The sequence below is a fragment of the Williamsia sp. Leaf354 genome (assembly GCF_001424365.1).
Classification (GTDB): Bacteria; Actinomycetota; Actinomycetes; order Mycobacteriales; family Mycobacteriaceae; genus Williamsia_A.
Genome location: NZ_LMPL01000005.1, coordinates 733,943 through 757,839 on the forward strand (window position 1 = coordinate 733,943; position 23,897 = coordinate 757,839).

Annotated in this window: 24 protein-coding genes; 5 read left to right on the plus strand and 19 right to left on the minus strand. The window is 68.1% G+C overall.

Going from position 1 to position 23,897, the window contains the following annotated elements; all coding sequences use genetic code 11:
- Positions 1-60: 60 nt before the first annotated feature.
- The 3 genes from ASG12_RS20060 to ASG12_RS20070 form a co-directional block, all read right to left on the minus strand.
- On the minus strand, positions 61-1,608 hold the full coding sequence (locus ASG12_RS20060; RefSeq protein WP_055793929.1) for an alkaline phosphatase D family protein: 1,548 nt from the start codon (positions 1,606-1,608) through the stop codon (positions 61-63).
- 275 nt (positions 1,609-1,883) lie between these two features.
- Positions 1,884-3,428, minus strand: coding sequence for an HNH endonuclease signature motif containing protein (locus ASG12_RS20065; protein WP_055793486.1), 1,545 nt, complete (start codon positions 3,426-3,428; stop codon positions 1,884-1,886).
- A 296-nt stretch (positions 3,429-3,724) separates the two neighbouring features.
- Positions 3,725-5,011: an adenylosuccinate synthase gene (locus ASG12_RS20070; protein WP_055793931.1), complete on the minus strand. Its 1,287-nt coding sequence runs from the start codon at positions 5,009-5,011 to the stop codon at positions 3,725-3,727.
- 169 nt (positions 5,012-5,180) lie between these two features.
- Here ASG12_RS20070 and ASG12_RS20075 point away from each other — a divergent pair, with 169 nt between their 5' ends.
- Positions 5,181-5,834: a hypothetical protein gene (locus tag ASG12_RS20075; RefSeq protein WP_055793933.1), complete on the plus strand. Its 654-nt coding sequence runs from the start codon at positions 5,181-5,183 to the stop codon at positions 5,832-5,834.
- Positions 5,831-6,613, plus strand: a complete 783-nt coding sequence (locus tag ASG12_RS20080; RefSeq protein WP_055793489.1) for a site-2 protease family protein — start codon at positions 5,831-5,833, stop codon at positions 6,611-6,613. The genes ASG12_RS20075 and ASG12_RS20080 overlap by 4 nt, the downstream gene beginning before the upstream one ends.
- Before the next feature lie 111 nt (positions 6,614-6,724).
- Here the strand turns inward: ASG12_RS20080 and ASG12_RS20085 are convergent, their stop codons facing one another.
- The 8 genes from ASG12_RS20085 to ASG12_RS20120 are packed head-to-tail and all read right to left on the minus strand — an operon-like array spanning position 6,725 to position 14,023.
- On the minus strand, positions 6,725-7,348 hold the full coding sequence (locus tag ASG12_RS20085) for a pyridoxamine 5'-phosphate oxidase family protein (protein WP_156378202.1): 624 nt from the start codon (positions 7,346-7,348) through the stop codon (positions 6,725-6,727).
- Between the two features lie 60 nt (positions 7,349-7,408).
- Complete coding sequence (locus tag ASG12_RS20090) at positions 7,409-8,323, minus strand: cation diffusion facilitator family transporter (protein ID WP_055793492.1); 915 nt, start codon at positions 8,321-8,323, stop codon at positions 7,409-7,411.
- Between the two features lie 41 nt (positions 8,324-8,364).
- Positions 8,365-9,639, minus strand: coding sequence for an MFS transporter (locus ASG12_RS20095; RefSeq protein WP_156378203.1), 1,275 nt, complete (start codon positions 9,637-9,639; stop codon positions 8,365-8,367).
- Positions 9,640-9,697: 58 nt separating this feature from the next.
- Positions 9,698-9,931: a hypothetical protein gene (locus ASG12_RS20100; protein ID WP_055793496.1), complete on the minus strand. Its 234-nt coding sequence runs from the start codon at positions 9,929-9,931 to the stop codon at positions 9,698-9,700.
- Positions 9,928-11,049 carry a thymidylate synthase gene (locus ASG12_RS20105; RefSeq protein ID WP_055793498.1) on the minus strand — a complete coding sequence of 374 codons (1,122 nt, stop codon included), beginning with the start codon at positions 11,047-11,049 and terminating at the stop codon, positions 9,928-9,930. Before ASG12_RS20105 ends, ASG12_RS20100 begins: the two co-directional genes overlap by 4 nt.
- Positions 11,042-11,467: a nucleoside 2-deoxyribosyltransferase gene (locus ASG12_RS20110; protein WP_055793935.1), complete on the minus strand. Its 426-nt coding sequence runs from the start codon at positions 11,465-11,467 to the stop codon at positions 11,042-11,044. The genes ASG12_RS20105 and ASG12_RS20110 overlap by 8 nt, the downstream gene beginning before the upstream one ends.
- 55 nt (positions 11,468-11,522) lie before the next feature.
- Positions 11,523-12,800, minus strand: coding sequence for an ATP-grasp domain-containing protein (locus ASG12_RS20115; RefSeq protein ID WP_055793500.1), 1,278 nt, complete (start codon positions 12,798-12,800; stop codon positions 11,523-11,525).
- Positions 12,797-14,023, minus strand: coding sequence for an ATP-grasp domain-containing protein (locus ASG12_RS20120; RefSeq protein WP_055793502.1), 1,227 nt, complete (start codon positions 14,021-14,023; stop codon positions 12,797-12,799). Before ASG12_RS20120 ends, ASG12_RS20115 begins: the two co-directional genes overlap by 4 nt.
- A 373-nt stretch (positions 14,024-14,396) precedes the next feature.
- Between ASG12_RS20120 and ASG12_RS20125 the strand changes: the two genes are divergently transcribed.
- Positions 14,397-14,828 (plus strand): PPOX class F420-dependent oxidoreductase, encoded by a 432-nt coding sequence (locus tag ASG12_RS20125; RefSeq protein ID WP_055793504.1) that lies wholly within the window; start codon positions 14,397-14,399, stop codon positions 14,826-14,828.
- A 19-nt stretch (positions 14,829-14,847) separates the two neighbouring features.
- Here ASG12_RS20125 and ASG12_RS20130 read toward each other — a convergent pair whose 3' ends face one another.
- Together ASG12_RS20130 and ASG12_RS20135 are read right to left on the minus strand one after the other, a co-directional pair.
- On the minus strand, positions 14,848-15,939 hold the full coding sequence (locus tag ASG12_RS20130; RefSeq protein ID WP_055793936.1) for an FUSC family protein: 1,092 nt from the start codon (positions 15,937-15,939) through the stop codon (positions 14,848-14,850).
- Positions 15,940-16,000: 61 nt separating this feature from the next.
- A complete protein-coding gene (locus ASG12_RS20135) occupies positions 16,001-16,417 on the minus strand; it encodes a DUF3151 domain-containing protein (protein WP_055793938.1) in 417 nt (138 codons plus the stop codon).
- A 163-nt stretch (positions 16,418-16,580) separates the two neighbouring features.
- Here ASG12_RS20135 and ASG12_RS20140 point away from each other — a divergent pair, with 163 nt between their 5' ends.
- Positions 16,581-17,816 (plus strand): Rv0361 family membrane protein, encoded by a 1,236-nt coding sequence (locus ASG12_RS20140; protein WP_055793506.1) that lies wholly within the window; start codon positions 16,581-16,583, stop codon positions 17,814-17,816.
- A gap of 70 nt (positions 17,817-17,886) precedes the next feature.
- Here ASG12_RS20140 and fbaA read toward each other — a convergent pair whose 3' ends face one another.
- Positions 17,887-18,924 carry a class II fructose-bisphosphate aldolase gene (fbaA, locus tag ASG12_RS20145; RefSeq protein WP_055793509.1) on the minus strand — a complete coding sequence of 346 codons (1,038 nt, stop codon included), beginning with the start codon at positions 18,922-18,924 and terminating at the stop codon, positions 17,887-17,889.
- A 157-nt stretch (positions 18,925-19,081) separates the two neighbouring features.
- On the opposite strand from fbaA, the gene ASG12_RS20150 reads away from it, so the two are divergent.
- Positions 19,082-19,789 carry a DedA family protein gene (locus ASG12_RS20150; protein WP_055793510.1) on the plus strand — a complete coding sequence of 236 codons (708 nt, stop codon included), beginning with the start codon at positions 19,082-19,084 and terminating at the stop codon, positions 19,787-19,789.
- Positions 19,790-19,885: 96 nt separating this feature from the next.
- On the opposite strand, the gene ASG12_RS20155 is transcribed toward ASG12_RS20150, so the two are convergent.
- The 5 genes from ASG12_RS20155 to ASG12_RS20175 form a co-directional block, all read right to left on the minus strand.
- Entirely contained in the window at positions 19,886-20,581 is a 696-nt protein-coding gene (locus ASG12_RS20155; RefSeq protein ID WP_055793512.1) for a TrmH family RNA methyltransferase, read from the minus strand.
- The gene (gene pyrE / locus ASG12_RS20160) at positions 20,562-21,092 is read right to left on the minus strand and encodes an orotate phosphoribosyltransferase (RefSeq protein WP_235457680.1); all 531 of its coding nucleotides are present in this window, start codon (positions 21,090-21,092) and stop codon (positions 20,562-20,564) included. The genes ASG12_RS20155 and pyrE overlap by 20 nt, the downstream gene beginning before the upstream one ends.
- 5 nt (positions 21,093-21,097) lie before the next feature.
- A complete protein-coding gene (locus ASG12_RS20165) occupies positions 21,098-22,177 on the minus strand; it encodes a hypothetical protein (protein ID WP_055793516.1) in 1,080 nt (359 codons plus the stop codon).
- A 34-nt stretch (positions 22,178-22,211) separates the two neighbouring features.
- Positions 22,212-22,745: a hypothetical protein gene (locus tag ASG12_RS20170; RefSeq protein WP_055793518.1), complete on the minus strand. Its 534-nt coding sequence runs from the start codon at positions 22,743-22,745 to the stop codon at positions 22,212-22,214.
- 114 nt (positions 22,746-22,859) lie between these two features.
- The gene (locus tag ASG12_RS20175; RefSeq protein ID WP_200932825.1) at positions 22,860-23,861 is read right to left on the minus strand and encodes a D-2-hydroxyacid dehydrogenase; all 1,002 of its coding nucleotides are present in this window, start codon (positions 23,859-23,861) and stop codon (positions 22,860-22,862) included.
- Between the last annotated feature and the right edge of the window lie 36 nt (positions 23,862-23,897).

The window sequence follows — 23,897 nt, forward strand, 5'->3', positions numbered from 1 at the left end:
CCGACGTCCACCGCAGGCATCCGCCGGGGTGGCTTGGGAGCAATCTACCCCGGCGAGGGGCTACTCCCGGCGGATATCGGTGCGGTGCAGAACGCGACCACTGGTGTCACACAGGTCGACGGTCATGGTGGTGCCGAACCCGTCGATGCGGACCTCACCGAAATGCTGGAACTCCGTGGTGATCGGCGAGACGTTCGCGGTCGTCGGTGCATGGACGAACACCTGGTCGACGCCGAAGGTGCCGTCGAGCTTCCCGGCCGGGAACGCACCCGCGTGCAGCGGTCCCGAGACGAACTCCCAGAAGGGATGGAAGTCGGTGTAGGCCGCGCGCGACGGGTCGTAGCGGTTGGCCGCGGTGTAGTGCACGTCGGCGGTCAGCCACACCACGTTGCGTACCTTCTTGGTGCGCGAGAGGATCTGCGCCAGTTCGGTTTCCCGGCCCAGCGGCTTGCCGTTGTCGCCCTGGGCGACCGCCTCGATGCCGTCCTTGTCGCCGTAGGTCGTGTCGGGGACGACGATGCCGAGCGGCAGGTCGTTGGCGACGATCTTCCACACCGCACGCGACGAGTTCAGTCCATCGGTGAGCCAATGCGCCTGGCGTGCTCCCAGGATGTGGCCGGAGGTGTTGCGGGCGTGGGAGTTCGAGTCCTTGTAGCTGCGCATGTCGAGGATGAAGATGTCGAGCAACGGACCGTAGGACACCTTGCGGTACACGCGGCCGTCGACGGCGTCGACCGGGGTGACCGGCTGCCACTCGTGGAACGCCTGCAGTGCGCGACGCGAGAGGACGTCGGCGCGGCGCTCCTGCGTGTAGGCCGGGTTCGCGACGATCTCGCCGGGGAACCAGTTGTTGAACGTCTCGTGGTCGTCCCACTGCACCAACTGCGTGGTCGTGGCGGCGAACCGGCGGTAGTTGGTGTCGGACATGTTGTAGCTGTGGTTGCCGCGGAACTGCTCGAGGGTCTGTGCCACATCGGATTTGGCCTCGGTGACCACGTTGCGCCACACGCGTCCGTCGTCGAGGGTGACCGTCTCCTTCAGGGGGCCGTCGGCGTAGACGGTGTCGCCGGAGTGGATGAACAGGTCGGCGTTGCGGTCGGCGAGGGTGGAGAAGCCGTGCAGGCCGCCGATGGCCTCGTTGATACCCCAGCCCTGACCGACGACGTCGCCGGACCAGTTGATCGTGATCGCCCCGGGCAGGACGGGCGCGGTGCGGAAGGTGCCGGTGAGCGGCTGCGACCGGGTGCCGCGGTCGGATTCGAGGGTGACGCGGTAGTGGATGGTCGCGCCGGCGGGGTGCCCGGTGACCCGGACGCGTCCGGTGCCGTCGGTGGCGGGCGTGACCATCGGGCCCACGAAGCGGCGCGCGAAGGTGAAGTTCTCGAACAGCGACGTCTCGACGATCATCCGCGCCGGGGTGTCCGACCGCGCCCAGATCAGGGCGCCGTCGGGTCGCGGGTCGCCCGAGGCGATGCCGTGGGTGAGCGTCGGCCGGGCGCGGATCAGGGCCGGGCTCGCGGCCGCCTGGGGCGCGAGCAGTCCGGCGGCGGGGATCAGCAGGCCCGCGGCGGCGGAAGAGCGCAGGAACGTACGACGTGAGACAGACACGCTCGAATCCTTCCCCGGTGACACGAACACCGGGTTACAACCTGGTGGCCGCTGATGCTGACCGTGCGGAAAGCCGAGTCGATCGGCGGTGCTGACGGCGCGGAAAGCCGAGCCGAGCGGCGGTGCTGACGGTGCGGAAAGTCCAGTCGAGCAGCGGTGCTGACTGTGCGGAAAGTCGAGTCGAGTGTGCTTACCGGCTCACGTGAGCCGACATTCGGGCAGCGCACACTCGACGCCGACTTTCCGCACAGTCAGCGGCGGTAGAACGCAACCACCTACGAGGCAGCCAAATGCAGCGGCACCCGCGGCCAGGTGACATCCAGTCGCGGAGCACGAGGGAGCCGCTCGGCCGCGAGGTGGGCGAGCTGGTGTTCGATGTCGCTGACCAGTGGTGGTGGTTCGACGACGTCGGGCGGGTCGACCCACGGGTCATCACTCGTTGAATCCCGGTGCAGAAACTCGTCGATACGGTGAAGGTGATTGGCGCGCAGTTGATCGGGTGGGTCGGTGTTCGGTCGCCAGCCATAGCGGCCCTTGTCGGGGCCGTCGAGGATCTTCTCCGTCGTCCACTGGTGAGACTCCGGCCCTACAGCCCGGTTGTGGCGTCCGCAGGCCGGGGCCAGGTGAGGGGAGTCGGTGAGCCCACCGTCGACCCAATCGGTTTCGGCGTGATGCATCTCGGTGTGCGCGAACGGGACGCCGCAGTTGTCTTTGCTGCAGCCCTTGTACTGGGCGAAGGCCATCAACCGTTGCGCTTGAGATGCCAACCGCCGGCCGCGGCCGAAGAACAGGGGCTCGTTCGAGACGTCGCTGAACACCGCGAGGTGGGTTTGCGCTTCAGCAGCGAGCTTGATGACGTCCGACATCGGGAGGTCGGCACCGGTGGCGGTACGTGCGATGCCGGCATGCTCGCGCAACTGTCCGTCGGTGATGGAGACGATGATCTGCGGCGGCAACCCGCGATAGGTTCCACCGAGCAGTCCACCGTTCACCGCGGCATCCAGCAAAGCCTTGAAGGCGTCATGATTCCGCTGACTCTGGCTGCGGCAATCCCGATCAGCGGCATCCTTCAGCAACTGCGGGTCGGCATCGCCGTGATCACCCTTCAGCGACTGATCGTCGTCGGGATTGTTCATCCCGGGAGCCGCCCATTTCGCCAACACCACATCGAACAGAGCACGAGTGATCGGATCCAACGTGGCGGTGAGTTTCGACATCAACTGGCTGTTCTGGCAACCGAGGTTCAGTTTCCGGTTGCGTGCGCGATCACGGTCGTCGGTGAGGGCGCCGTCGGGGTCGAGATGGGCGAGGATTCGCACGCCGGCGGCGCCGATCTCTTTGGGCGTGAGTGTGATTGCGAATTCGGCCAGGACATCCTCTGCCCGCGCTCGCTGTTCCACATCGACGGCCGAGGGGATCTTCTTCAACACGTCCAACACCGCGTGCACGTGATCGGGGCCTATCGTTCCGGCGGCCAACTCGCGAGCGGTGTTCGGGCAGACGGGTGGCAGTTTCTCACCGGTCATCGCTTGCAAGGGCTCCAACGCCTGCACCGCTTGCAAACGTTTCTTGGGGTGGGTGATCCGCAGTTTCGTCTGGAGGAACTCGGTGACCGTCACGCATCCGACAGCCTTGTGAGCGTCGCGGTCGGAGACCTCGAGGATCCGCTGGTTGCCGATGGATTCGAATTGGCGGACAACGGTGTGGTGGTCGATCGCCAGTTGCGCGACGGTCTCGTCGTCGTGGGCGTCTGCGGTCTCCTTGGCGATCTCGTCGACGAGGGCCTGCAGGGCAGCGGATTTCGCCACGAGATCGCTCACGTACTGCCCCCTCCCCAGGTGTGACTGTACGTCTATTCTAGCACGCGTGTTCAAGGGGTGCTGGGTTGATTTTCGCGAATGTTGTTCGTTGTGAGCATATTTGGGGTTCTTCGGTTGCCGTCTCCTACCGCCGACTGTGCCGAAACTCTTCGCCGAGTGTGCGTCGTTTCGCATTCGGCGAGCGCTGCGCTGCCTGCACACTCGACTCGACTTTCGTCACAGTCAGCCCAACCAACACCTTCTCGACGGCCGTTTCCACACAGTCAGGCAACCGTTGCCCACGCACTCGACAGGAGCTAGAGGATCTCGCGGCGCACGATGGTCTGATCGCGTCCCGGGCCCACGCCGATGCACGAGATGTGGGCGCCGGCAAGCTCTTCGAGGCGCAACACGTAGTCCTGCGCGGTCTTCGGCAGATCCTCGAAGGTCCGGCAGCCGGAGATGTCCTCCCACCAGCCGGGCATCTCCTCGTAGATCGGCTTCGCATGGTGGAAACCGGTCTGCGTCATGGGCATGTCATCGACACGCTCGCCGTCGACGTCGTAGGCGACGCAGATCGGGATGGTGTCGAGGCTGGAGAGCACGTCGAGCTTGGTGAGGAAGTAGTCGGTGATCCCATTGACACGCGTTGCGTAGCGGGCGATCACGGCGTCAAACCAGCCGCAGCGACGGGCACGGCCGGTGGTGACACCCACCTCGCCGCCGGTCTTGGCGAGATACTCGCCCCACTGGTCGAACAGCTCGGTCGGGAACGGGCCAGACCCGACGCGGGTGGTGTAGGCCTTGAGGATTCCCAACACCGTGGTGATGCGGGTGGGCCCGATACCGGAACCGACCGAGGCGCCACCCGACGTCGGGTTCGACGACGTGACGTACGGGTAGGTGCCGTGGTCGACATCGAGCAGGGTGCCCTGCGATCCCTCGAGCAGCACGGTCTCGCCGCGTTCGAGTGCCTGGTTGAGCAGCAGTCGGGCGTCGGCGATCCGGTGCGTGAAGCCCTCGGCCTGGCCGAGCACCTCCTCGACCACCTGCTGCGGATCGAGTGCACGCCGGTTGTAGATCTTGGTGAGGATCTGGTTCTTGATCTCGAGAGCCGCCTCGACCTTCTGGGTGAGGATCTTCTCGTCGAGGACGTCGGCGACACGGACACCCACGCGGGCGATCTTGTCCTGATAGCAGGGACCGATGCCGCGACCGGTGGTGCCGATCTTGTTGTTGCCGAGGAATCGCTCGGTGACCTTGTCGATGGCCACGTGATACGGCATCAGCAGATGCGCGTCGGCGGAGAGGATCAGGCCAGAGGTGTCGACGTCGCGGTCCTCGAGGCCGCCGAGCTCGGTGAGCAGGACCCCCGGATCGACCACGACACCGTTGCCGATCACGTTCTTCACACCGGGCGTCAGGATGCCCGACGGGATCAGGTGTAGGGCGAACTTGTCGCCGTTGGGGAGGACGACGGTGTGGCCGGCATTGTTGCCGCCCTGGTACCGGACCACCCACTGCAGCTTCTCGCCGAGCAGGTCAGTGGCCTTGCCCTTACCTTCATCGCCCCACTGTGCACCGATCAGTACGATCGCAGGCATCTCCACGTGCTCCTTCCGGTTCGGGCATACCCGAACCGTGGGGTAACCCTACTGGCTTTGTACGGCAGATACCGCCTCGTTCGTCGCGCGTCCGCTGACGCCGACCACCCGCGAGGCGCTCGCTCCGACGTCCGAGAAGGCGACCGACACCCTCATGACCATCAGCGTGATGTGCGCGAACGATGCCGACCTGCCGGATGCGCTGGCACACCTCACGGTCACCCGGGCCGGCCTCGACCGCGACACCCTGCGCGCCGGTGTCGCCAAGGCCATGGCGCCGCTCGACGTCGACCGGGTCATCGTGGTGGGCGGCGCCGAGCTCTCCGACGCGTTCTGTGGTGGCGTGGTGTCGCGGCTGATGATCGCCGAACGGCTCGACGTCGAGATCGCCTATGTCGCGCCCGCCGCGACCCCGGGTACCGCGGCATGGGGCCTCCCCCACGGCTCGGCCGCGGTCGACCTCGCGCTCACCGGCACCGCCGTCGGCGTCCCGCTGATCCGTGACGACGCCGCGGTCGTGATCATCGGTGGCGCCCGCCACCTCGGCGAGAACGGTGCGCCGTTCACCGGCGAATCGATCGTCGACAGCGAGCGATTGGCCCTGGGTGAGATCACGACCGTGCTGATCCGTCCCACGAGGGCGGAGCCCGGTGTCGAGGGCGCGCTGCAGAAACGGTTCCGGCAGAAGTGGATCGCCGGACGCGCGGTGCAGACCGGTGGCATCGACATCGTCGTGGAACGCGACGGCGTGCGCGCAGACCTACCGGTGAAACGCTCCACCATCTATCGCCACCACGAGGACTGGAAGCTGGTGTCCCCATGAGCACGACGACCCAGATCGCGCGGGCGGTCCGCCCCGGGCCGGTGTTCCTCGGCGTGGTCGCCGCGACCGTCGCCGGTGGTGTCGTGCTGGCGAGTTCCGACCCCGGCCGCAACGCCACATCGATCATCGGCGCACTGCTGCTGGTCGTCGGCGGTTGGGTGATCTCGTTGTGCCTGCACGAGTTCGGGCACGCGGTGACCGCGTTCGCGTTCGGCGACGCAGGCGCCGAGAACCGTGGTTACCTCACCCTCGATCCGCGCAAGTACGCCCACCCTGGATTGTCCATCGCGTTCCCGCTCGTGCTCATCCTGTTGGGCGGCATCGGTTTTCCCGGCGGTGCGGTCTACGTCAACCAGGCCGGGTTCACGAAGGCGCAGCGGACGATCGTGTCGTTGGCCGGGCCGTTCGCGAACATCGTGGTGGCCATCGCTCTCCTGGCCTACATCCGGTCGCAGGTGGAGACGATCGACCAGTCGAGCATCAACCTCTACTCCGCGCTCGGGATGCTGGCCTTCCTGCAGATCACCGCCGCGGTGCTCAACCTCATCCCGATCCCGGGCCTCGACGGCTACGGCGCGATCGAGCCGTACCTGTCGATGCAGACCCGTCGCTCGATCGCACCGATCGGGCAGTACGGCTTTCTGGTCGTCTTCCTCATCCTCCTGCTACCTCCGATCAACCGGGCATTCTTCGACCTCGTCTACTGGCTCTTCGAGTTGTCGGGGGTCAGTTCGACACTGGCCTCCATCGGCTACGACCTGGTCGTCTTCTGGCGCTGAGTTCCCGCCACCAACACGCGAACCCGCCTCGTGTTGGAGGCGGGTTAGCGTGCTCGGGGCGGGTTTGGGAGTGTTGTCCGCGCTACGCGTCGCTTCCGGACGCGTCGGCAGTCAGTTCTCCCCGACGAGCCTCCGGACCGAGTCCGGCGGTTCATCTCCTGTCGAGGTGATCGGTGGGTCGTAGGCGATTCGAGCAGGCACCACGCCCGTCCACTGCGACGGGTCCTCGGGTTCGCCCGGCGGACCGCTGCGAGCCTTGGTGATCCACTGGCCCTCCCGGATCGGCAACGCCAGGACCGCGGTGGCGGCCATCTCCTTACCGGTGTGCGTACGCACCTCGTCGGGGCGACCCGGAATCAGCTTGTCCGACAGCACGTCCAGCGCGTGCGAGGGATCGACGTCGACCTCGTCGAGAGTCCCCCGCACAACCGCCGAGCGGTAGTTTGCCGAATGGTCGAACAGCGTGTCGGCGATGACGAGGCCGTCGAGGACGAAGGCGGTCAGCGTCACCGGCGCGCCGGTCGCGACGTGTCGCAGCGCGCCTGCGCCGGTCGATCCGTGGATCAGGATCCGGTCACCGTCGCGGGCGAACAACATCGGCACCGACCACGGCAGGCCGTCGATGACCGTCGACAGCGTGCCGACCTTCACCTCGTCGAGGATCTCGTCGAGCAATGCGCGGTCACCCGCGCGATCGGGCTTGCGGTGCAGGCGGGTCAGCGCGTCGGTGCTCATGGCGAACATCTTCGTGGCCCGCGGTCACGACCGCCACCGAGTTACCGCGGCCGCCCCGGATCACCAGGTGAGGTCGCGGTGGCAGCGCTTCTGGATCTCGATGGGGTCGACCTGCACGGTGGCGTGGTCGAGGCCGTGACGTTCGAGGACCTCGCGCGCCGCGGTGAGGACCTCGCCGTTGGGGTGGTCGCTGCCGAGGTGCACGGTCGTGACGTCCATCCCGGTGGTGAGCGTCCAGATGTGGAGGTCGTGCACGTCGTGCACCTGCGGCAGCGCCTCGAGTTCGGAGCGCACCGCCTCGACGTCGACATGGGCCGGAGCGCGCTGCGACAGGATCCGCAGCGCGTCGAGCGCCAGGCGGATGGCCCGCGGCGCGACCCACAGCGCGATCAACACGGCGACCACGATGTCGGCGTAGCCCCATCCGGTGGTGAGCGCGATGATGCCGGCGACGAGCACGCCGACGCTGCCGACCGCGTCGGCGAGCACCTCCATGTAGGCGCCGCGCACGGCAATACTGTCCTGCGAGTCACTGCGGAGCAGTTGCATGACAACGAGGTTCGCGGCCAGCCCCGCCAGTGCCACGATGATGAGCGTGAGCCCGGGGACCTCCGGATCGGAGCCGATTCGCTCGAACGCCTCGTAGAGCACGAACACCGCGACACCGATCAGCAGCACGGCGTTGGCGACGGCGGTGAACACCTCGGCGCGGTGCCATCCGAAGGTCTTCTCACCATCGGATTTCCCGTGGCGCGCCAGCAGCAACGCGACGAGTCCCATCGCCATCGCGACGACGTCGGTGAGCATGTGCCCCGCGTCGGCGAGCAGCGCCAGCGAGTTCGCCCACACGCCGGCGACGACCTCGACGACGAAGAACGTCGCGATGATCCCCATCCCGATCGCCATCGGCCAGAGTCGACGGGCGCTGCCGTCGGCCGCGGCCGGCGCGTGGGAATGACCGTGTCCATGACCCATCGCGCCAATATATGCGTGATTGCGCATATATGACAAGTGGGTCAGGCCGATCCGACCGCCGACCGCGTCGTCGTCCTTCGTGCGAGCAGGTCGGCGCCGCCCACCGCCGCCAGCGACACGACACCCAGGACGAGCCAGAGGATCGTCGATCCGGCCGACAACAGCGCCGTGAACAGCACCGGGGCCACAGCCATGCCGAGGTTCCACGAGAGTTGGAAGACACCCTGATACCGGCCGGCGATCTCGGGGCGGGCCAGGGACACACTCAGGTCGCTGATGGGTGGCGTCGCCACCACCTCGGCCAGGCTGTAGACCACGATCGCCACCAGCGCGAGCACTGCCCCGGCCACGTACCCACCGCCGGGCAGTGCCCCCGCGGCGGCGAACACCGCGTAGCCCACCACGTTCACCCCCGACGCGACCGCGATGACCCGTCCGGGCGCGAACCGTTCGGCGAAGCCGGCGATCGGGTTGTTGAGCAGGGCGACCATCGCGGTGTTGATCACCACGAGCGCCCCGGCGTACCAGGCCGGCGCCCCGATGGTGTCGGTCACGTAGATGGTGACGACGAGCGGCAGGACCATCGCCGCGAGGACGAAGGTCAGATTGATGCCGAGCAACAGCACGTAGTCGGCGTCGGTGACCACCGTGCGGAACCCGCCCCGCGAGGGTGTGCGCGCACTATCCTCGCCGACCGCGGCACCGTCGCCGTCGGAGGTGGTGGGTGGCTTCCACCGGCTCAGGAGGATCGCCGCGAGCAGGAACGCCGCACCGCTGGTCGCGACCACGACTCGCAGAGTGGTCGGCGATCCGAAACTCACGAACAGCGCTGTGATGGCCGATCCGAAGCCGGTGCCGACATTTCGGAGGGCGCCGAGCAGCGCGTACCAGCGACGTCGCGCCTCTCCCGCCGCGGCGATCTCGACCAGTCCGCGACTCGCGGTCCAGTAGGCGGTGATGCCCAACTGGGAGAGGAACTGACCCACCACGATCTCCGGGGCGTGCGCTGCGAACGCGCACACCACCAGTCCCGCGAACGAGACCACGTTGCCGATCATGACCACGCGACGCGGACCGATGCGATCGATGACGACGCCGACGAGTGGTGGGGTGGGCATCGCCAGCAGGCGTCCCACGGTCAGCGCCGCTCCGATGTCGACCAACGACAGGTCGGTCACCCGCTGGAAGTAGATGATCAGGAAGGCGAACACCAACCCCGCCGCCAGGCTGTCGACAACCGTCGAACCGACGAAGAGCCGACGACCCGACAGCGGCGGCAGGCCCAGGACATCGCGCCGGGTGGCGGTGGTGGTCATCGGATCCCGGAACCGGTCCGCGGGCCCCGACGAGGTGCGGCGTCGCCGCGGCGGCACACTAGGCGGCCCCCCGCACCAGCATCATCGCGCACGTCAGCGCCGACCTGGCCTCCATGCTGACCTCGGTCCGGATCTCGGAGGTCTCCGTTCCGCCGGCGATCATCTCCGCGGCGGATCGGGAGCATTTGATGAGGTGCAGCAGCGCCGACATCTCCGGCGTGTCCGACTCGTCCTCGACGATGCGCAGAGCGTCGGCCAGCAGGACCACCACCCTGTCCGCGGTGTCGATCATGTCGCCTCGATCAGGGTCGGGCGCAACCGGGGCTCATCAGCCACCAGCCGCGCGACAGCCGCGAAATGCGTTCGCAGGAACGACGCCTCGGCATCGGACAGGTCGAGACCGAGGTAACCCGGATCGTTCTGCTTCCACCGCCGCAGCAGGTATTCGGCACTGGCGGTACGCAGATCGGACGGCCGCATCTCGTTGATCACCTCGACGATGCGGCCGCGGCTCACGTCGTCGAGGAACATGTTGTAGGCCACCAGCATCAGACCCGCATCGCGCAGGAAGGCGTCGCTCACCGATCCCAGCTCGGCGATGGCCCGTCGGTGGTCACCGGCGCGGGCGGCATCCTCCACCGCGAAGACCGTGGCGAGATCGGCATCGAAGGCCGCGACCGTGTCCGAGGTGACCGGGAGGTGCTCGACGCCGAAGTCGTAGACGCTCGTCCCGCGGACCGCCTCGGCGATCTGCCACGCCTTCGAGTAGTGCCTCTCGTAGATGTGCAGCGATCCGGCGAACCACGAGAGGTTGCCGACGCTCGAGCCGGTGACGTTGGCCATCAGCTCGTGCAGAACACTCCACTCGAAGTAGTTGATCCCCGAGAATCCCCAGAAGGCGTCGTTGGCCCGCACCGACACGTTGAGGTGGAGGTCGATGCCGCGTCGGATGAAGTGCAACCAGTTGTTGCAGGGGACGTCCTTGGTGTCGGTGTAGTCGACGGCGGGGTCGAAGATGCTCATGACGGCGCGTTTGGTGTTCAGGTCCTGGCCGATCCGGTCGGCGACCGCGGTGACCTGATCGACCTCGCCGTTCCAGTTGCGCAGCCGCGGACCGTATCCGGCACGCCAGGTCCGGCCGTCGTCGGAGAACTCCGCTGCCCGGGGAAGGTAGCGCGACAGGTAGGCGATGTCGTTGCGGCCGTGCAGGACCCACAGGGTCTCGGCCACCTGTGCGAACACGTTGTTGTTGCGCACCGGGATGATCATCACGCGTTCGTGGGGATGGCTGATCGTCAGGAGTTGGGACAGCAGCTCTTTCTGATGCTGACCGCGGGCGACGACGTTCGTGCCCTCGGTGTGGATGCGCGCGACCACGTCGACGAATGCATCGGTCAGATTCCTATACATGGGCCAACTCCTGCGAGAAGTAGTCGTCGATGATGGTGAGGGCTTCGCTGATGTCGGTGTAGAAGTGGGTCGTCACTCCCCCGCTGCCGGCGATCATGGCCGACAGGTCTCCCTGCTCGCCGCGGTGCAGCGCGATGACCGGGATCCCGTGGGCCGTGGCGAGGGCGATCTCGTACCCCACCCCCAGACTGGGGACGGTGGTCTCGGCGATCACGACCTGCGACGAGAGCAACCACTCGACGTCCCGGTCGTGGATGAAGGTGTCGCTGAGCACGTGCTGCCCCTTCACCGAGAGCCGGTAGTCGCCGACGTGCTCGGTCAACACCTCGCCGTACCCCTTGATGCGACTGATCAACTGCTCGTAGACGGGCACGTCGTCGCGACCCGCACGGATGGATCCTGCGAAATAGACCTTCATGGTGGAACTCCGTTCTCTCATCGGATGATCGGCCTCGCGGCCGATCGGGTTCATGTCATACGGGGACGGGGATCGGTGACATCGAGTCCCACAGCGCGGCGATCTTCTCCAGCACGTCGTCGGCAGACCGGGAGTGCGGCCTCGTGTCACCCCGACACCAACCGGCGAAGTCATCGACGTGCCCGTGGTCGACACGCAGCAGCGTGTTCGCGTAGTCGAGGCCGTCGACCGAGAACGCGTTGTCCCGCAGGACCTCGACGTACGTCGGCAGGGCGAGCGGGTGCAGATCTGACGGCGATAGCGGGATCTGCCACGCCACATGCGCATTCGACCGGCTACCGGGGGCATCCCAGCGACCGTCGAGTCCGATCCGCGCGAGTTCCCAGTAGGTGTTGACTCCCGAGGCCGCGATCGACATGCCCGTCGAGCCCGACACCCGAGGGTTGACCTCGATGCAGAAGAAGACACCGCCGACCTCGATGAACTCGAACTCGAGAACGCCGTACACGGCCTCGGCGGCGCACAGCGTCGCGATACGCAGCTCGAGCTCGGCCACCTGACGTTCGAGTCCCGACGGGACGACACCCGCGATCCGCAGCTGCTCGAAGGCGAATTCCGGCCCGGCAGTGGTCGATCCCTTCCAGACCAGTGGTTGGCAGTGCACCGATCCGTGAGCCGCGATCACCTCCATCGAGCACAGACGCCCGTCGAGGCATTGTTCGAGGAGCACGTTGCCCGGAATGGACGACGACGTCAGGGCCTCGGCGAGCTGCGCCCGATCGGAGAGCACCGACATCCCGTTGGCGAGGCAATCCCAGATCGGCTTGACGATCACCGGGAAGCCCGACTCGGCCACGCGATGGACGATCGCCGTCGCGTAGTCGTCGTAGGCGGGTGAGCGCCCGTTGAGCAGATCGCCGTCGACGTAGACCGATGCCGGCGTGGCGATCCCGTATCCGGCCAACAATGCCTTGGTCTCGTGCTTGTTGGCGAACGTGGCGGCGAGGTCGACGGTGTGGGCGACGACGTCGATCGTGTCGCGGGCGCTGCTGATCTCACGCACCGCCGCGTCGCGCAGACTGCTGTTGTCGGGGATCGAGATCGACACCGCCACATCGACACCCAGGTCGCCGAGGGTGTCGGCGAGACGCTCGGACCGGATGCCGGGATCGAGGCGCAGCGCCTCCCCGGCGAAGTCCTCGGGTCCGACGTCGCCGTCGGTGTAGAGGAGGACAGGGGTCACCCCCGTGCGGGCGAGTCGCTCGCTCGCGAGACGGAGGAACGGTCGCGCCTGCTGGGTCTCGATCGACCGGATGTAGGCGAGCCGGGTCATCGCAGCTCCACGGTGATCTCGCCGAGGAGATGCTCGGCGCGTGTGGCCAGCGCGTCGGGGTCGTCACCGCGCAGCACGAAATGGCCCAAGCGCGACACGTTGTCGCTGACCGCGGCGATCTGGTCACCGGGCTCCTTGGCGAACACCGCGGTGACGACCTCGCTTCCGGTCGGCAGGTTGTCGAGCCTGGCCACCACTCCCTCATGCGGCGGAACGATAAAGCGCACGAGCGACGCCGTCGACGCATGCGGCTCCCGCGTGATGGACGGGCGTAGACCGGTCGCGGCGGCCACGTAGGCGTCGAGCAGGTCGACCTCGCCGGCCAGGTGCACCAGCACCGGGATGAGGTCGCCGCCGGGCCGCACGCCCGTCTCGATGATCCACGCCTCCCCGTCGTCGACCTTGACCTCGGTGTGGGCGACGCCGTAGCGGAACCCGACCGCCCGCAGCGCCGAGGTCACCTCGGCGACGATCCTCTCCCGGACATCGGGTGCGACCCGCGCCGGAACGAGGTGGCCCAGTTCGGCCCGGCTCGATCCCGTCGTCGTCAGCTTCTCAGTCACCGCGACGTGGTGGAACTCCCCGTCGAACGCCACGCTCTCGACGCTGTATTCGGATCCACCGACATAGGACTGCACCAGCACATCGGTGTCGAGGGGGATGTCGTGGGGGAACTCCGTCGGCCACGATCGCGCCCGGCGGATCGCGTCCGGCAGCTCGTCGAACGTCTCGACCACCGATACACCGCACGATCCGGCGTTGTCGGCGGGCTTGACCACGACAGGGAAGTCGAGCCCGGCCGCAGCGATGTCGATCGCATCGTCGGGACCGACGACGGTGGTGCGCGCGTGACGGACGCCGGCGTCGGAGAACGCCTCCGCCATCGCCTTCTTGTTGCGCGCCGCGAGAACCCGCGACGGATCGTTGGCGGGCAGCCCCAGGCCGTCGGCGACCACGGCGGCGAGCGGTGTGAAGAACTCCCACCCCGTCACCACCCCGGCGATGTCGACGCCCGACGACCGCTCGATCAACGATGCGGCGATGTCGGCCGCGCGGTAGTCGACCTCCCAGAACTCGTCCACCGCAGCGATCACCGCGGGAGAGAAGGAGTCGATGAGCGAGCGATGCGAGGCGACGATGACGCGGTGTCCGGCTCGCTTGACGGCGTCGATGATCGGCGGACCGTTGACACCGAAAGCTTCCAGTACGAGGACGTTCGACACGGGATCTCCTGAGCCAGTTGGACTGTTGTTCGGGGACCCGCCGAAGCTAGCGCTGTTACTTCGGCGAAACATACAGTTAGGTTCCGCGTGAACATAAGCGGGATGAACTCTTCGTCCGATCGAGCGCGGAGGCGTCGGTGCTGGTCGTCCGCGACGCCGTCACCGTCGTGTCGAACGGCGTTCCCCTCATCGTCGGCAGGACGACATGCCGGGGTCACCGGCACGCAGCACAGCCGATCCTCGATGTGGACGGCCGGTGCTAGCATCGCAGATTTCATCACCCGCACGAGCCGCTGTGAACGCCACACCACCGGCGTCGCAACAGGTTCCGACCAGTCGCCGCCACACGGTGGCCGAGAGGAGAACGAACCCGATGACCGCGTACGTCGAACTGTCCGATCCCGTCCTCGAGTACCTCCGCACGGGCACGCGCACAGCGCATCTGGGCTACCTCGGCTCCGACGGGCGGCCGCTGGTGGCCCCGGTGTGGTTTGTCATCGTCGACGACACCGTTGTTTTCGCCACCGGACGGACCACTGCGAAAGGCCGTGCGCTCGCACGCGATCCGAGGGTGACCGTATCCATCGACGCACCACACGCGCCCTACAGCTTCGTCCAGATCCAGGGACATGCCGAGTTCGACACTCGACCCGACCACGTCCTCGCCGTCACCACCGCGTGCGGGGCCCGCTACATGGGGGCAGCCAGGGCGCAGGAGTTCGGCGATCGCAATGCCGACGAGAACGAGGTCGCGATCCACATCCGACCTGTGCGTGTGCTGTTCAACCCCGACGTGACCGCCTGATCGCGGCCGCACGGCCCCGTCAGCGCAGGGTGGCGATCGCCGATTCGCGTTGGAGGCCGGCGACCATCAGCAGGTCGACGAGAATCGACCGCAACTGACCGAGGATCACCGTCTCCGACAGACCGCTGTCGGCGACGAGTTCGGGCTTCGCCTTGCGGGCGATGGTGCGCAACACGCGTGCGGCGTCGGCGGCGTCGGGCTTGTCCCCCGGGTCGGCCAGCAGCATCTGCCGAACGACATCGAGCGCGCCCACCACCTCGGCGAGGACGTCGACGACGTCGTCGTGCATGGTCTCGCCGTGCTGGATCCCCGAGAGCGCGCGTCGCGCCATCACCCGAATGTTGCGCACGGCGTTGTCGATGGGGTCGGCCGTCGCCTCCAACCGCGACAACCGGTCTCGCGAGTTCCAGTACAGCGGCGAGATGTGGCTGATCTCGCGACCGCCGCTCATGTCCGAGCGCATTGTGTCGATCGCGCCCTGCGTTCCGCGGGCGCGGGTCAGCGCCTCGGAGATCAGCTGGGCGTCGGAGGCGCGCAGACCGTCGACGACGCCCTGGACCACGAGACCCATCGTCGCCAGGACCGACGCGGCGTCACGACGGGCACGCAACACCGGATGGGTGGGTATCAGCGCGACGATGACCAGTCCGACCAGTCCCCCGATGAGCGCGTCGATCATGCGGTTCACCCCCGCCGGCCCACCCGGCGGCAGCAGGGTGGCGACGAGCACCGCCGAACTGGCGGCCTGGATGGGAACCAGCGGACCGCGGTCGAGGGAGACCGCGACCGTCATCGCGAGAGCGACGACCACCGTGATCTGCCAGGCGCCGGTGCCGATGACGCTGATGATGAGGTCGCCGACACCGATGCCGACGGTGACACCGCCGACCATCTCCACCGCCCGCCGCCAGCGCTGACCCAGCGACAACCCGAGCGACAGCACCGCCGCGATGGGTGCGAAGAACGGGCGCGAGTGGCCGACGAGGTCGAAGGCGATGAACCAGGCGACACCCGCGGCGATCGAGCACTGGGCTATCGGCAGCAGCGAGTACCAGACCCGCCGCGTGCGGGTACGGATCGCGGGCGGCAGCCGGTTGTGACGGGTGCGCAGCGATGCCGCAACAGCGTCTCGACTCGCCGCACCGGAGGCGCCGCGATCGGCGCGACCGGGATCAGGCGAGGCCGAGTTCGGCTGCCGCCGCCGGGTCACTGTCGTTGAGCAGGTCGAGGCAACGCAGGTACTCGTCTTGTTCACCGATGGTCTGGGCGGCGCGCGCGAGGACGGCCACGCAGCGCAGGAAGCCGCGGTTGGGCTCGTGGCTCCACGGCACGGCACCGAACCCCTTCCATCCGTGGCGACGGAGCTGGTCGAGTCCGCGGTGGTAGCCGGTGCGTGCGTAGGCGTAGGCGGTGATCGTCTCGCCCGAGTCGATGGCCGCCTCGGCGAGGTACGCCCAGGCGATGGAGGCGGTGGGGTGTGCGGCGGCGACCGACTTGGGGTCGGTGCCCGCGAGCAGGTCCGATTCGGCGTCGTCGTCACCGGTGAGCAGGGTGGGCTGGGGGCCGAGGAGATCTCCGAAGGACGTCACCGCCCCATTGTGCACACGACGCAGCTGGTCGGGGTACTCCGGGACCTCACGATCACCGCGTCCTTCGATAGGGTGAGCGACGCGGTCGACACCTCCCGGCGCGCGGTGCGTCAGGAGAGGCGACCCGACACGCGAGCGTGATGACGAAGGCGAGGCAGCACGGATGTCGCATCCCGATGACACTGGTTCCACAGGAGTCGGCAAGGCCCTCTCCGCTCTGCGACGACTGCGCCGCACCCCGTCCGAACCCCCCGTCCCCACCCCGAAGTCCGAGCAGGGGGTCCCGTCGACGCCGCGCGCCCAGGCCGAGGACGCCTCTGCCGTCGAACCGGAACCCTCCGACGTCGACCACGCGCCGCGGGCCGATCACGAGGACGCCACCGGGACCGACTCCGATGACGAGGACGCCGACCCCGACGACGCGGATCCGGTCGCGAAAGATCCCGTCGAGCCCGAGTCCGAACCCGCCGAATCCGCGGCTGCCGGTGGCGAATCCGAGGCCGATGCCGGGTCCGATGACGATGTCGAGGCCGATGACGACGCGGTGACCGACGAGCCGGAAGCCGCGGCCGAGCCGGACACCGACACGGATTCAGAGCCGGAGCCGGAGCCGACACCCGCCGACGAGCCGCCTACCGAGCCGGAGGCCACCCTCGTCACGGAGCCGGAGGCGACCGACGACGCGGAGCCGGAGGCAACTGTCGACACCGAGCCGGAGACGACCGCCGATGAGCCCGTGGCGACCGTGGAACCGGAGCCGACCCCTGAGCCCGAGAGCGACGCCGAGTCGAAGCCGGAACCCGAGCCCCAGCCCGAGCCCGAGACGCAGGCGGCGCCGACACCCGCGCCCGTGGACCAGCCGGAAGCCGTACGTCCCGACGACGGGCCGTGGCGATCGGACACCGTTGCGCCGCAATACATCCCGCCGTCGACGACGCCGAAGCCGGAGAGCAACACCGGCCGTTCGCGGCGGACGTTGCTGTGGGTGTCGTCGATCGGGGTGATCGTGGTCGCCGTCGCGGCGGTGGTCATCGCGGTGTTCGCGACGCGGGGCGAGCCGAGTGAGCCGCAGGCCGATCGTGCCGCGTCGTCGGCGATGAAGTACGCCACGGCGCTGGGCGACGGCGATCTCGCCACGCTGCGGTCGGTCACCTGCGGTGAGCGCAAGCAGTTCTACGACGGTGTCGCCGACGACGCGTTCCGCCAGCAGTTCGAGACGCAGAAGGCGAACAACGAGCTGATCGTGGTCCGGAAGGTGCAGGCGTCGAAGATCGTCGATCCGAACACCGCGGTCGTCGAGCTCCTCGCGGCGAGTGCACGCACCCCGAACACGACCACGCCGGTCTCGGTGCGGCTGCGCAACGAGAACGGCGACTGGAAGGTCTGCACCGCAGGCTGATCCGCCCACCCCACGCAGAACGCGGCCCCCGATCGGATCGATCGGGGGCCGCGTCGCGTCGTGCGGGAGATCAGGCGCTGATGGACTTCCCGGCCGACTTGAGGTCGTTGCAGGCCTCGATGACGCGCTCGGTCATCCCGGCCTCGGCCTTCTTGAGGTAGCTACGTGGGTCGTAGACCTTCTTGTTGCCCACGTCGCCGTCGACCTTGAGGACGCCGTCGTAGTTGGCGAACATGTGCCCGGCGAGCGGACGCGTGAACGCGTACTGGGTGTCGGTGTCGACGTTCATCTTGATGACGCCGTAGCTCAGCGCCTCCTCGATCTCGCTCTTCAGCGAGCCCGAGCCGCCGTGGAAGACGAAGTCGAACGGCTTGTCGCCGGCGCCGGAGCCCAGCTTCTTCACCGCGACCTCCTGGCCGGTCTTGAGGACCTCGGGCTTGAGCTTCACGTTGCCCGGCTTGTAGACGCCGTGGACGTTGCCGAAGGTGGCGGCCAGCAGGTAGCGGCTGCCCGCGTCACCGGCGCCGAGCGCGTCGACGGTCTTCTCGAAGTCCTCGGCGGTGGTGAACAGCTTGTCGTTGATCTCGTTCTCGACGCCGTCCTCCTCGCCGCCGACCACACCGATCTCGATCTCGAGGATGATCTTCGCCGCGGCCGACTTCGCGAGCAGGTCCTTGGCGATCTCGAGGTTCTCCTCGAGCGGCACGGCGCTGCCGTCCCACATGTGCGACTGGAACAGCGGGTTCTGACCGGCGTCGACGCGCTCCTGGCTGATGGCGATCAGCGGGCGGACGTAGGTGTCGAGCTTGTCCTTGGGGCAGTGGTCGGTGTGCAGCGCGACGGTGACGTCGTACTTCGCGGCCACCACGTGGGCGAACTCCGCGAGCGCCACCGCGCCGGTGACCATGTCCTTGACGCCGAGACCCGAACCGAACTCCGCGCCACCGGTCGAGAACTGGATGATGCCGTCGCTCCCGGCGTCGGCGAAGCCCTTGAGGGCCGCGTTGATCGACTCCGAGGAGGTGCAGTTGATCGCGGGGAACGCGTAGCCGCCCTTCTTGGCGCTGTCCAGCATCTTCGCGTACTGCTCGGGGGTGGCGATGGGCATCGGGGTCGTCCTCCAACCGGTAGGTCTTCGTGGTGCTCGCGTAGGTCTCGCGTCCGCAGACAGTATGGCAAGTCACCTGCGGTGCGGTGCAGGTCCGGTGGACACCGGCACCGCACGCACAGCGTTTCCTCAGGCCCGACCGGCTATCGTCAGGGCCGTGAATTCCACCGCGCTCGCCGATGCCGCGAGCACCACCACCGTGAACACCGCCCTCCTCCCGGGCTTCCTGGACCCGATCACCCTCCTCGGATACTTCGGGACCTGGGCGTTGGTGGGGTTGCTGGTGGTGATCCTCATCGAGTCGGGCGTGCTGTTCCCGGTGCTGCCGGGCGATTCGCTGCTGTTCGTCGCCGGCCTGGTCGCCGCGGGCGAGTCGGCCGAGGTCGAGAAGTTCGCGTCGCTGTGGCAGCTGCTGCTGTTCATCCCGATCGCGGCAATCATCGGCGGGCAGATCGGCTACTGGATCGGTCGGTACGCCGGCACCGCGATGTTCGCCGAGGGCAACCGCTTCCTGAAGAAGCGCTACATCGACGAGGCGCACGCGTTCTTCGAGAAGCGCGGACCGGTCACCATCTTCCTGGCGCGTTTCGTGCCGATCGTGCGCACCCTGGCGCCCATCGTCGCCGGTGCCGCCCGCATGAACGCGGCCCTGTTCACCGCCTACAACGTGCTGGGCGCCATCGTGTGGGGCTGCGGCATCACGCTGCTGGGATACTGGCTCGGCCAGTTCGAGATCATCCAGAAGCTGATCGAGCCGATCTTCATCCTCATCGTGCTGGTCTCGATCGTGCCGATCATCTGGGAGTACTACAAGCGCCGCAAGGCCTCCGGTCCCCCGCCGCCCGTCGAGGCCGACGCCCCCTGATCATCGGCCGCTGACCGAGATCGTCCGAATACAGCCGAGGTTCCGGCCATACGCCGGAACCGACGCTGTGACCGGACGATGTCCGTCGATCCGCGGCTACCAAGCCTGGTCGAGATCGGCGTGCGCGCGGATCCAGCCGTGCATGGCGATACCCGCTGCGACGCCGGCGTTGATGCTGCGGGTCGACCCGAACTGCGCGATCGAGACCGTCAGGTCGGCGGAGGCGTGCGCCTCCGGGCTGACGCCGGGGCCCTCCTGGCCGAACAGCAGCACGCAGTCGCGCGGGAGGTCGGTCGTCTCCAGCGGAATCGAGCCGGGGGTGTTGTCGACGGCGACCACCCGCAGTCCCGCCTCGTGCGCCCAGGCGATCAGCGATGCGACATCGGCGTGGTGCGAGATGTGTTGGTAGCGATCGGTGACCATGGCGCCGCGTCGGTTCCAGCGCTTGCGACCCACGATGTGCACGGCGGCCGCCCCGAAGGCGTTGGCGGTGCGCACGACGGTGCCGATGTTGGCGTCGTGGGCGAAGTTCTCGATGGCGACGTGGAACGGGTGGCGACGGGTGTCGAGATCGGCGACGATCGCCTCGCGCCGCCAGTAGCGATACCGGTCGACCACGTTGCGGCGATCACCCTCGGCGAGCAACTCAGGATCGAAATGCTCCTCGGTCGGGAGCGGCCCGTCGCGCTCGATCGACCACGGTCCGAGCCCGACCTCCTCATCGGCCGCGGTGGCCCATTCGGTCGGTCCCTGCTCGTCGGTGGGACCCGACTCAGGCGAGTCCGATGTCATCCAGGCCCAGCAGTGACCGGTACTCGACACCCTGCGCCTCGATGACGGCGGCGGCACCGGTGTTGCGATCGACCACCGTGGCGACACCGACGACCTCGGCCCCGAGGTCACGCGCTGCTGCGACCGCGGTCAGCGGGGAGTTGCCGGTGGTGGTGGTGTCCTCGACGATGAGGACGCGCTTGCCGACGATGTCGGGGCCCTCGATCTGTCGTTGCATCCCATGGGCTTTCGCGGCCTTGCGCACCACGAACGCGTCGATGTCCCGCCCGGGGGCGTGCATGATCGCCGTCGCGACGGGGTCGGCGCCGAGGGTGAGACCACCCACGGCCGCGAAATCCCAGTCGACGGTGAGCTCACGCATCAGCACACCGATGAGCCGAGATGCCTCGTGGTGCAACGTCGCTCGCCGGAGATCGACGTAGTAGTCGGCCTCCTTGCCCGAGGACAGCGTCACCCGACCGTGGACCACGGCGAGTTCGGCGACCAGTTCAGCCAGTCGCTGCTTGCTCACTCGCGTCACTCCGATCGGTCGTCGCGAGAGAAGCCCTCGCGGGGGATGTCGCGATCGGGATCGACGCGACGACGCACGGGCATCGGCTGGACACCGCGACGCGGGGCATCGGACGACGGCGCAGCCGCGCGCGGCCGGTCCGCCTCAGCCGCCCGCGGCTGGGGACGGGGCGGGAGGGTTCGCGGCGGGCCACCGGCGACATCGACCGGCGAGACCGGCCGTCCCGCAGGCGCTTCGGTACGCGCGTTCTCGGCCCGCACTCGGTCACCGCGGGGACCCTCGGGGCGAGGGCTGTCGACGCGAGGACCATCGGGACGGGGAGCAGCGGCGCGCGCACCCGCGGTGGCCTGGAGCTGTTCGCGCGCAATGGCTTCGGTCTTCGGCTCCGCCAGTCCACGACGTGCACGTCCGGTGGGGCTCGAGGGATCGCGCGGGTCGGGACGCGGCGCCGGATCGGTCGAGGGCGGCAGCACGCGGAGCAGATCGGTGAAGCGACGCACCGTCTCCAGCGCGGTGTCGAGTCGGTCGGGATCGTTGGTCAGCGGCATCGACGCGACCGACCAGTTGCCCTCGTTCCAGATGATCTCGATGTAGTCGGGGGCGTTGGTCGCCAGCGCGATCATGCGGCGGTCGCAGACGCGGCGGGCGATGTCGAGGTGGGTAGAGAACATGACGCGTCGACCCATGGCGCCGAGCAACTCGACGTCGTCCTCGGCGGGGGCGAGCACCTTCTCCTGCCGCACGTCGATCACGACCGACGACGCGACCGACCGGCGCACGGCGACGATGGTGCCGATGTCGACGAGATCGAACACGACGGCCTCGTCGCCGAAGTAGCGGCCGTGGGTGATGTCGACGATCTCGACGTGCTCCTCGATGTCCATCGCGGCTCGGTGCAGCTCCGAACGGAGGTCGCGCACCTCGTCGGGCGCGGCGCGCTCGGTGGCGACGAATCGGAACCCATGGCCGTCACCCCACACCGCGCGCTCACGACGGACCACCGCGGCACGACGGCGGTCGAGCCACAGGAGTACGGCCGCACCGGCGAGGGCGAGAGCGGCGATCACGAAGTAGACGGCGGTCATCGCGCTACAGCCTAGTCACTGGTGACCGCGGAGGTCAGTTTCCCGGACGCGACGCGGTCACGCGTCCGTCGACCACGAGATCGGCGACCATGCGCTCGCCGTCGATCAGCACGTGGACGACCACCAGATCGCCGAGCTTCAACGGCGAGGCGGCGGCCTTGTCGGCGGTCTCGTAGTGGGTCGAGTCGGTCAGCGCGATGCGGTGTCGCCGACCGTCGCTCATGTGGATGCCCATCTCCGACGTCGACAGGCTGTCGACCGTCCCGAGCAGCATCTTCGAGCGGCTGATGGCTGTCGGGGTCACACCGCCGGCCGCGCTGCCCGAGGCGGGGGGTTCGACGGGCGCGGGGCCCACCGTGTCGGGGACGGCCGGGGTGGAGGTGGGCGGGCCGATGAACTTCATCGCCGCGGCGGAGGTCGATTCGGCCTCGGAGTCCTCACCTCGATCGGCACCGAGATGAACGCAGTAGGCCAGGCCGATGCCGGCGACCATGAGACCAGCCACACACAGCAGCGTCGTGCGGGTTCCGCTGTTCGGTTTCCAGGTCAGTCGCAGTCGTCGCTTCATGACGCGCTGACCTCCTTCTCCATGTCCTCCGGGATACCGCCCCGAGGCTAGGAGCCGAGCCTGAGATACGTCTGTGAATACGCCTCGAGCACGGCGCGTCGGCGTGCCCGGCGGTCAGCGCACGTAGCCGCGTTCCTTGTCGACCGGGTGGTCGGGAGCCTGCCCCGCCGCGTAACGCCGCAGATGCGCGAGAAACTGGTCGGCGAGTTCATCACGCCAGCCGACGACGTCACCGCTCATGTGGGCCGAGATCGCGACCTGTTCGAGGTCCCACAGCGGGCTGTCTGCCGGCAGCGGTTCGGTCTCGACGACGTCGAGCGACGCCGCCGCGATGGCCCCGTCCCGAAGGGCCTCGATCAGATCGGCCTCGACCACCAACTGCCCACGTCCGACGTTCACCAGATGCGCCGAGGGCCTCATCGCGGCCAACACTCGCGCGTCGACGAGTCCGGCGGTCTGCTCGGTCAGCGGGGCGATGAGGACGACGTTGTCGAAGGCGCCGACGTGCTCGGTGAGGTCGTCGGTGTCGATCACGGTGCCGAAGTCGGCGTCGTCGGTGCGCGCGGTACGACCCGCGCCGGTCACCTGCAGACCCGCCGCGCGCAGCAGTCGGGCGACGGCGCGACCGATGGCACCGGTTCCGATCACCAGGGCACTCGATCCGGTGGTGCGCCGCGTCTCGCGCCACACCCACCGGTGCTCGCGCTGCAGTGCACGGGACTCGTGCAGGGATTTGTCGCGGGCCAGGATCGACGCGAGGACGAACTCGGCGATCGGGCCGTCGAACACGCCGCGGGCGTTGGTCATGACGACGTCGGAGGTGCGCAGCTCGTCGAAGAGCATGGCGTCGACGCCGGCGGCGCACACGTGGATCCATCGCAGCGCCTCGGCGTGCGGCCACGCCTCTCGGAGGGCCGCAGAGAAGTAGTCCCACAGCATCAGCACGTCGGCCCCGGCGACGGCGTCGGCGAGGTCGTCGGCGGTACACAACCGCACCTGAGCCAGCTCGGCGATCGCGTCGAGGTTGTGCGGGTCGGCGAGCCCGTCGCGGGTCAGGACGGCGACGCGGATGGGGCGGTCCGCCGGGGTCGCTTCTGGGGTCGGATCTGCGGTCACGCCGCCCACCGTAGACAACGCCCCGGCCCCGCCCTG

What these genes read in the sequence shown, in the direction of transcription:
- ASG12_RS20085 (WP_156378202.1), bottom strand. Translation starts at nt 7,348, where the DNA reads ATGAGCACCGACGCGCTGACCCGCCTGCACCGCAAGCCCGATCGCGCG.
- ASG12_RS20095 (WP_156378203.1), bottom strand. Translation starts at nt 9,639, where the DNA reads ATGACCACCACCGCCACCCGGCGCGATGTCCTGGGCCTGCCGCCGCTG.
- ASG12_RS20125 (WP_055793504.1), top strand. Translation starts at nt 14,397, where the DNA reads ATGACCGCGTACGTCGAACTGTCCGATCCCGTCCTCGAGTACCTCCGC.
- ASG12_RS20105 (WP_055793498.1), bottom strand. Translation starts at nt 11,049, where the DNA reads ATGTATAGGAATCTGACCGATGCATTCGTCGACGTGGTCGCGCGCATC.
- ASG12_RS20100 (WP_055793496.1), bottom strand. Translation starts at nt 9,931, where the DNA reads ATGATCGACACCGCGGACAGGGTGGTGGTCCTGCTGGCCGACGCTCTG.
- ASG12_RS20170 (WP_055793518.1), bottom strand. Translation starts at nt 22,745, where the DNA reads ATGAAGCGACGACTGCGACTGACCTGGAAACCGAACAGCGGAACCCGC.
- ASG12_RS20155 (WP_055793512.1), bottom strand. Translation starts at nt 20,581, where the DNA reads ATGACATCGGACTCGCCTGAGTCGGGTCCCACCGACGAGCAGGGACCG.
- ASG12_RS20110 (WP_055793935.1), bottom strand. Translation starts at nt 11,467, where the DNA reads ATGAAGGTCTATTTCGCAGGATCCATCCGTGCGGGTCGCGACGACGTG.
- ASG12_RS20090 (WP_055793492.1), bottom strand. Translation starts at nt 8,323, where the DNA reads ATGGGTCATGGACACGGTCATTCCCACGCGCCGGCCGCGGCCGACGGC.
- fbaA (WP_055793509.1), bottom strand. Translation starts at nt 18,924, where the DNA reads ATGCCCATCGCCACCCCCGAGCAGTACGCGAAGATGCTGGACAGCGCC.
- ASG12_RS20115 (WP_055793500.1), bottom strand. Translation starts at nt 12,800, where the DNA reads ATGACCCGGCTCGCCTACATCCGGTCGATCGAGACCCAGCAGGCGCGA.
- ASG12_RS20165 (WP_055793516.1), bottom strand. Translation starts at nt 22,177, where the DNA reads ATGACCGCCGTCTACTTCGTGATCGCCGCTCTCGCCCTCGCCGGTGCG.
- ASG12_RS20140 (WP_055793506.1), top strand. Translation starts at nt 16,581, where the DNA reads ATGTCGCATCCCGATGACACTGGTTCCACAGGAGTCGGCAAGGCCCTC.
- ASG12_RS20080 (WP_055793489.1), top strand. Translation starts at nt 5,831, where the DNA reads ATGAGCACGACGACCCAGATCGCGCGGGCGGTCCGCCCCGGGCCGGTG.
- ASG12_RS20075 (WP_055793933.1), top strand. Translation starts at nt 5,181, where the DNA reads ATGTGCGCGAACGATGCCGACCTGCCGGATGCGCTGGCACACCTCACG.
- ASG12_RS20070 (WP_055793931.1), bottom strand. Translation starts at nt 5,011, where the DNA reads ATGCCTGCGATCGTACTGATCGGTGCACAGTGGGGCGATGAAGGTAAG.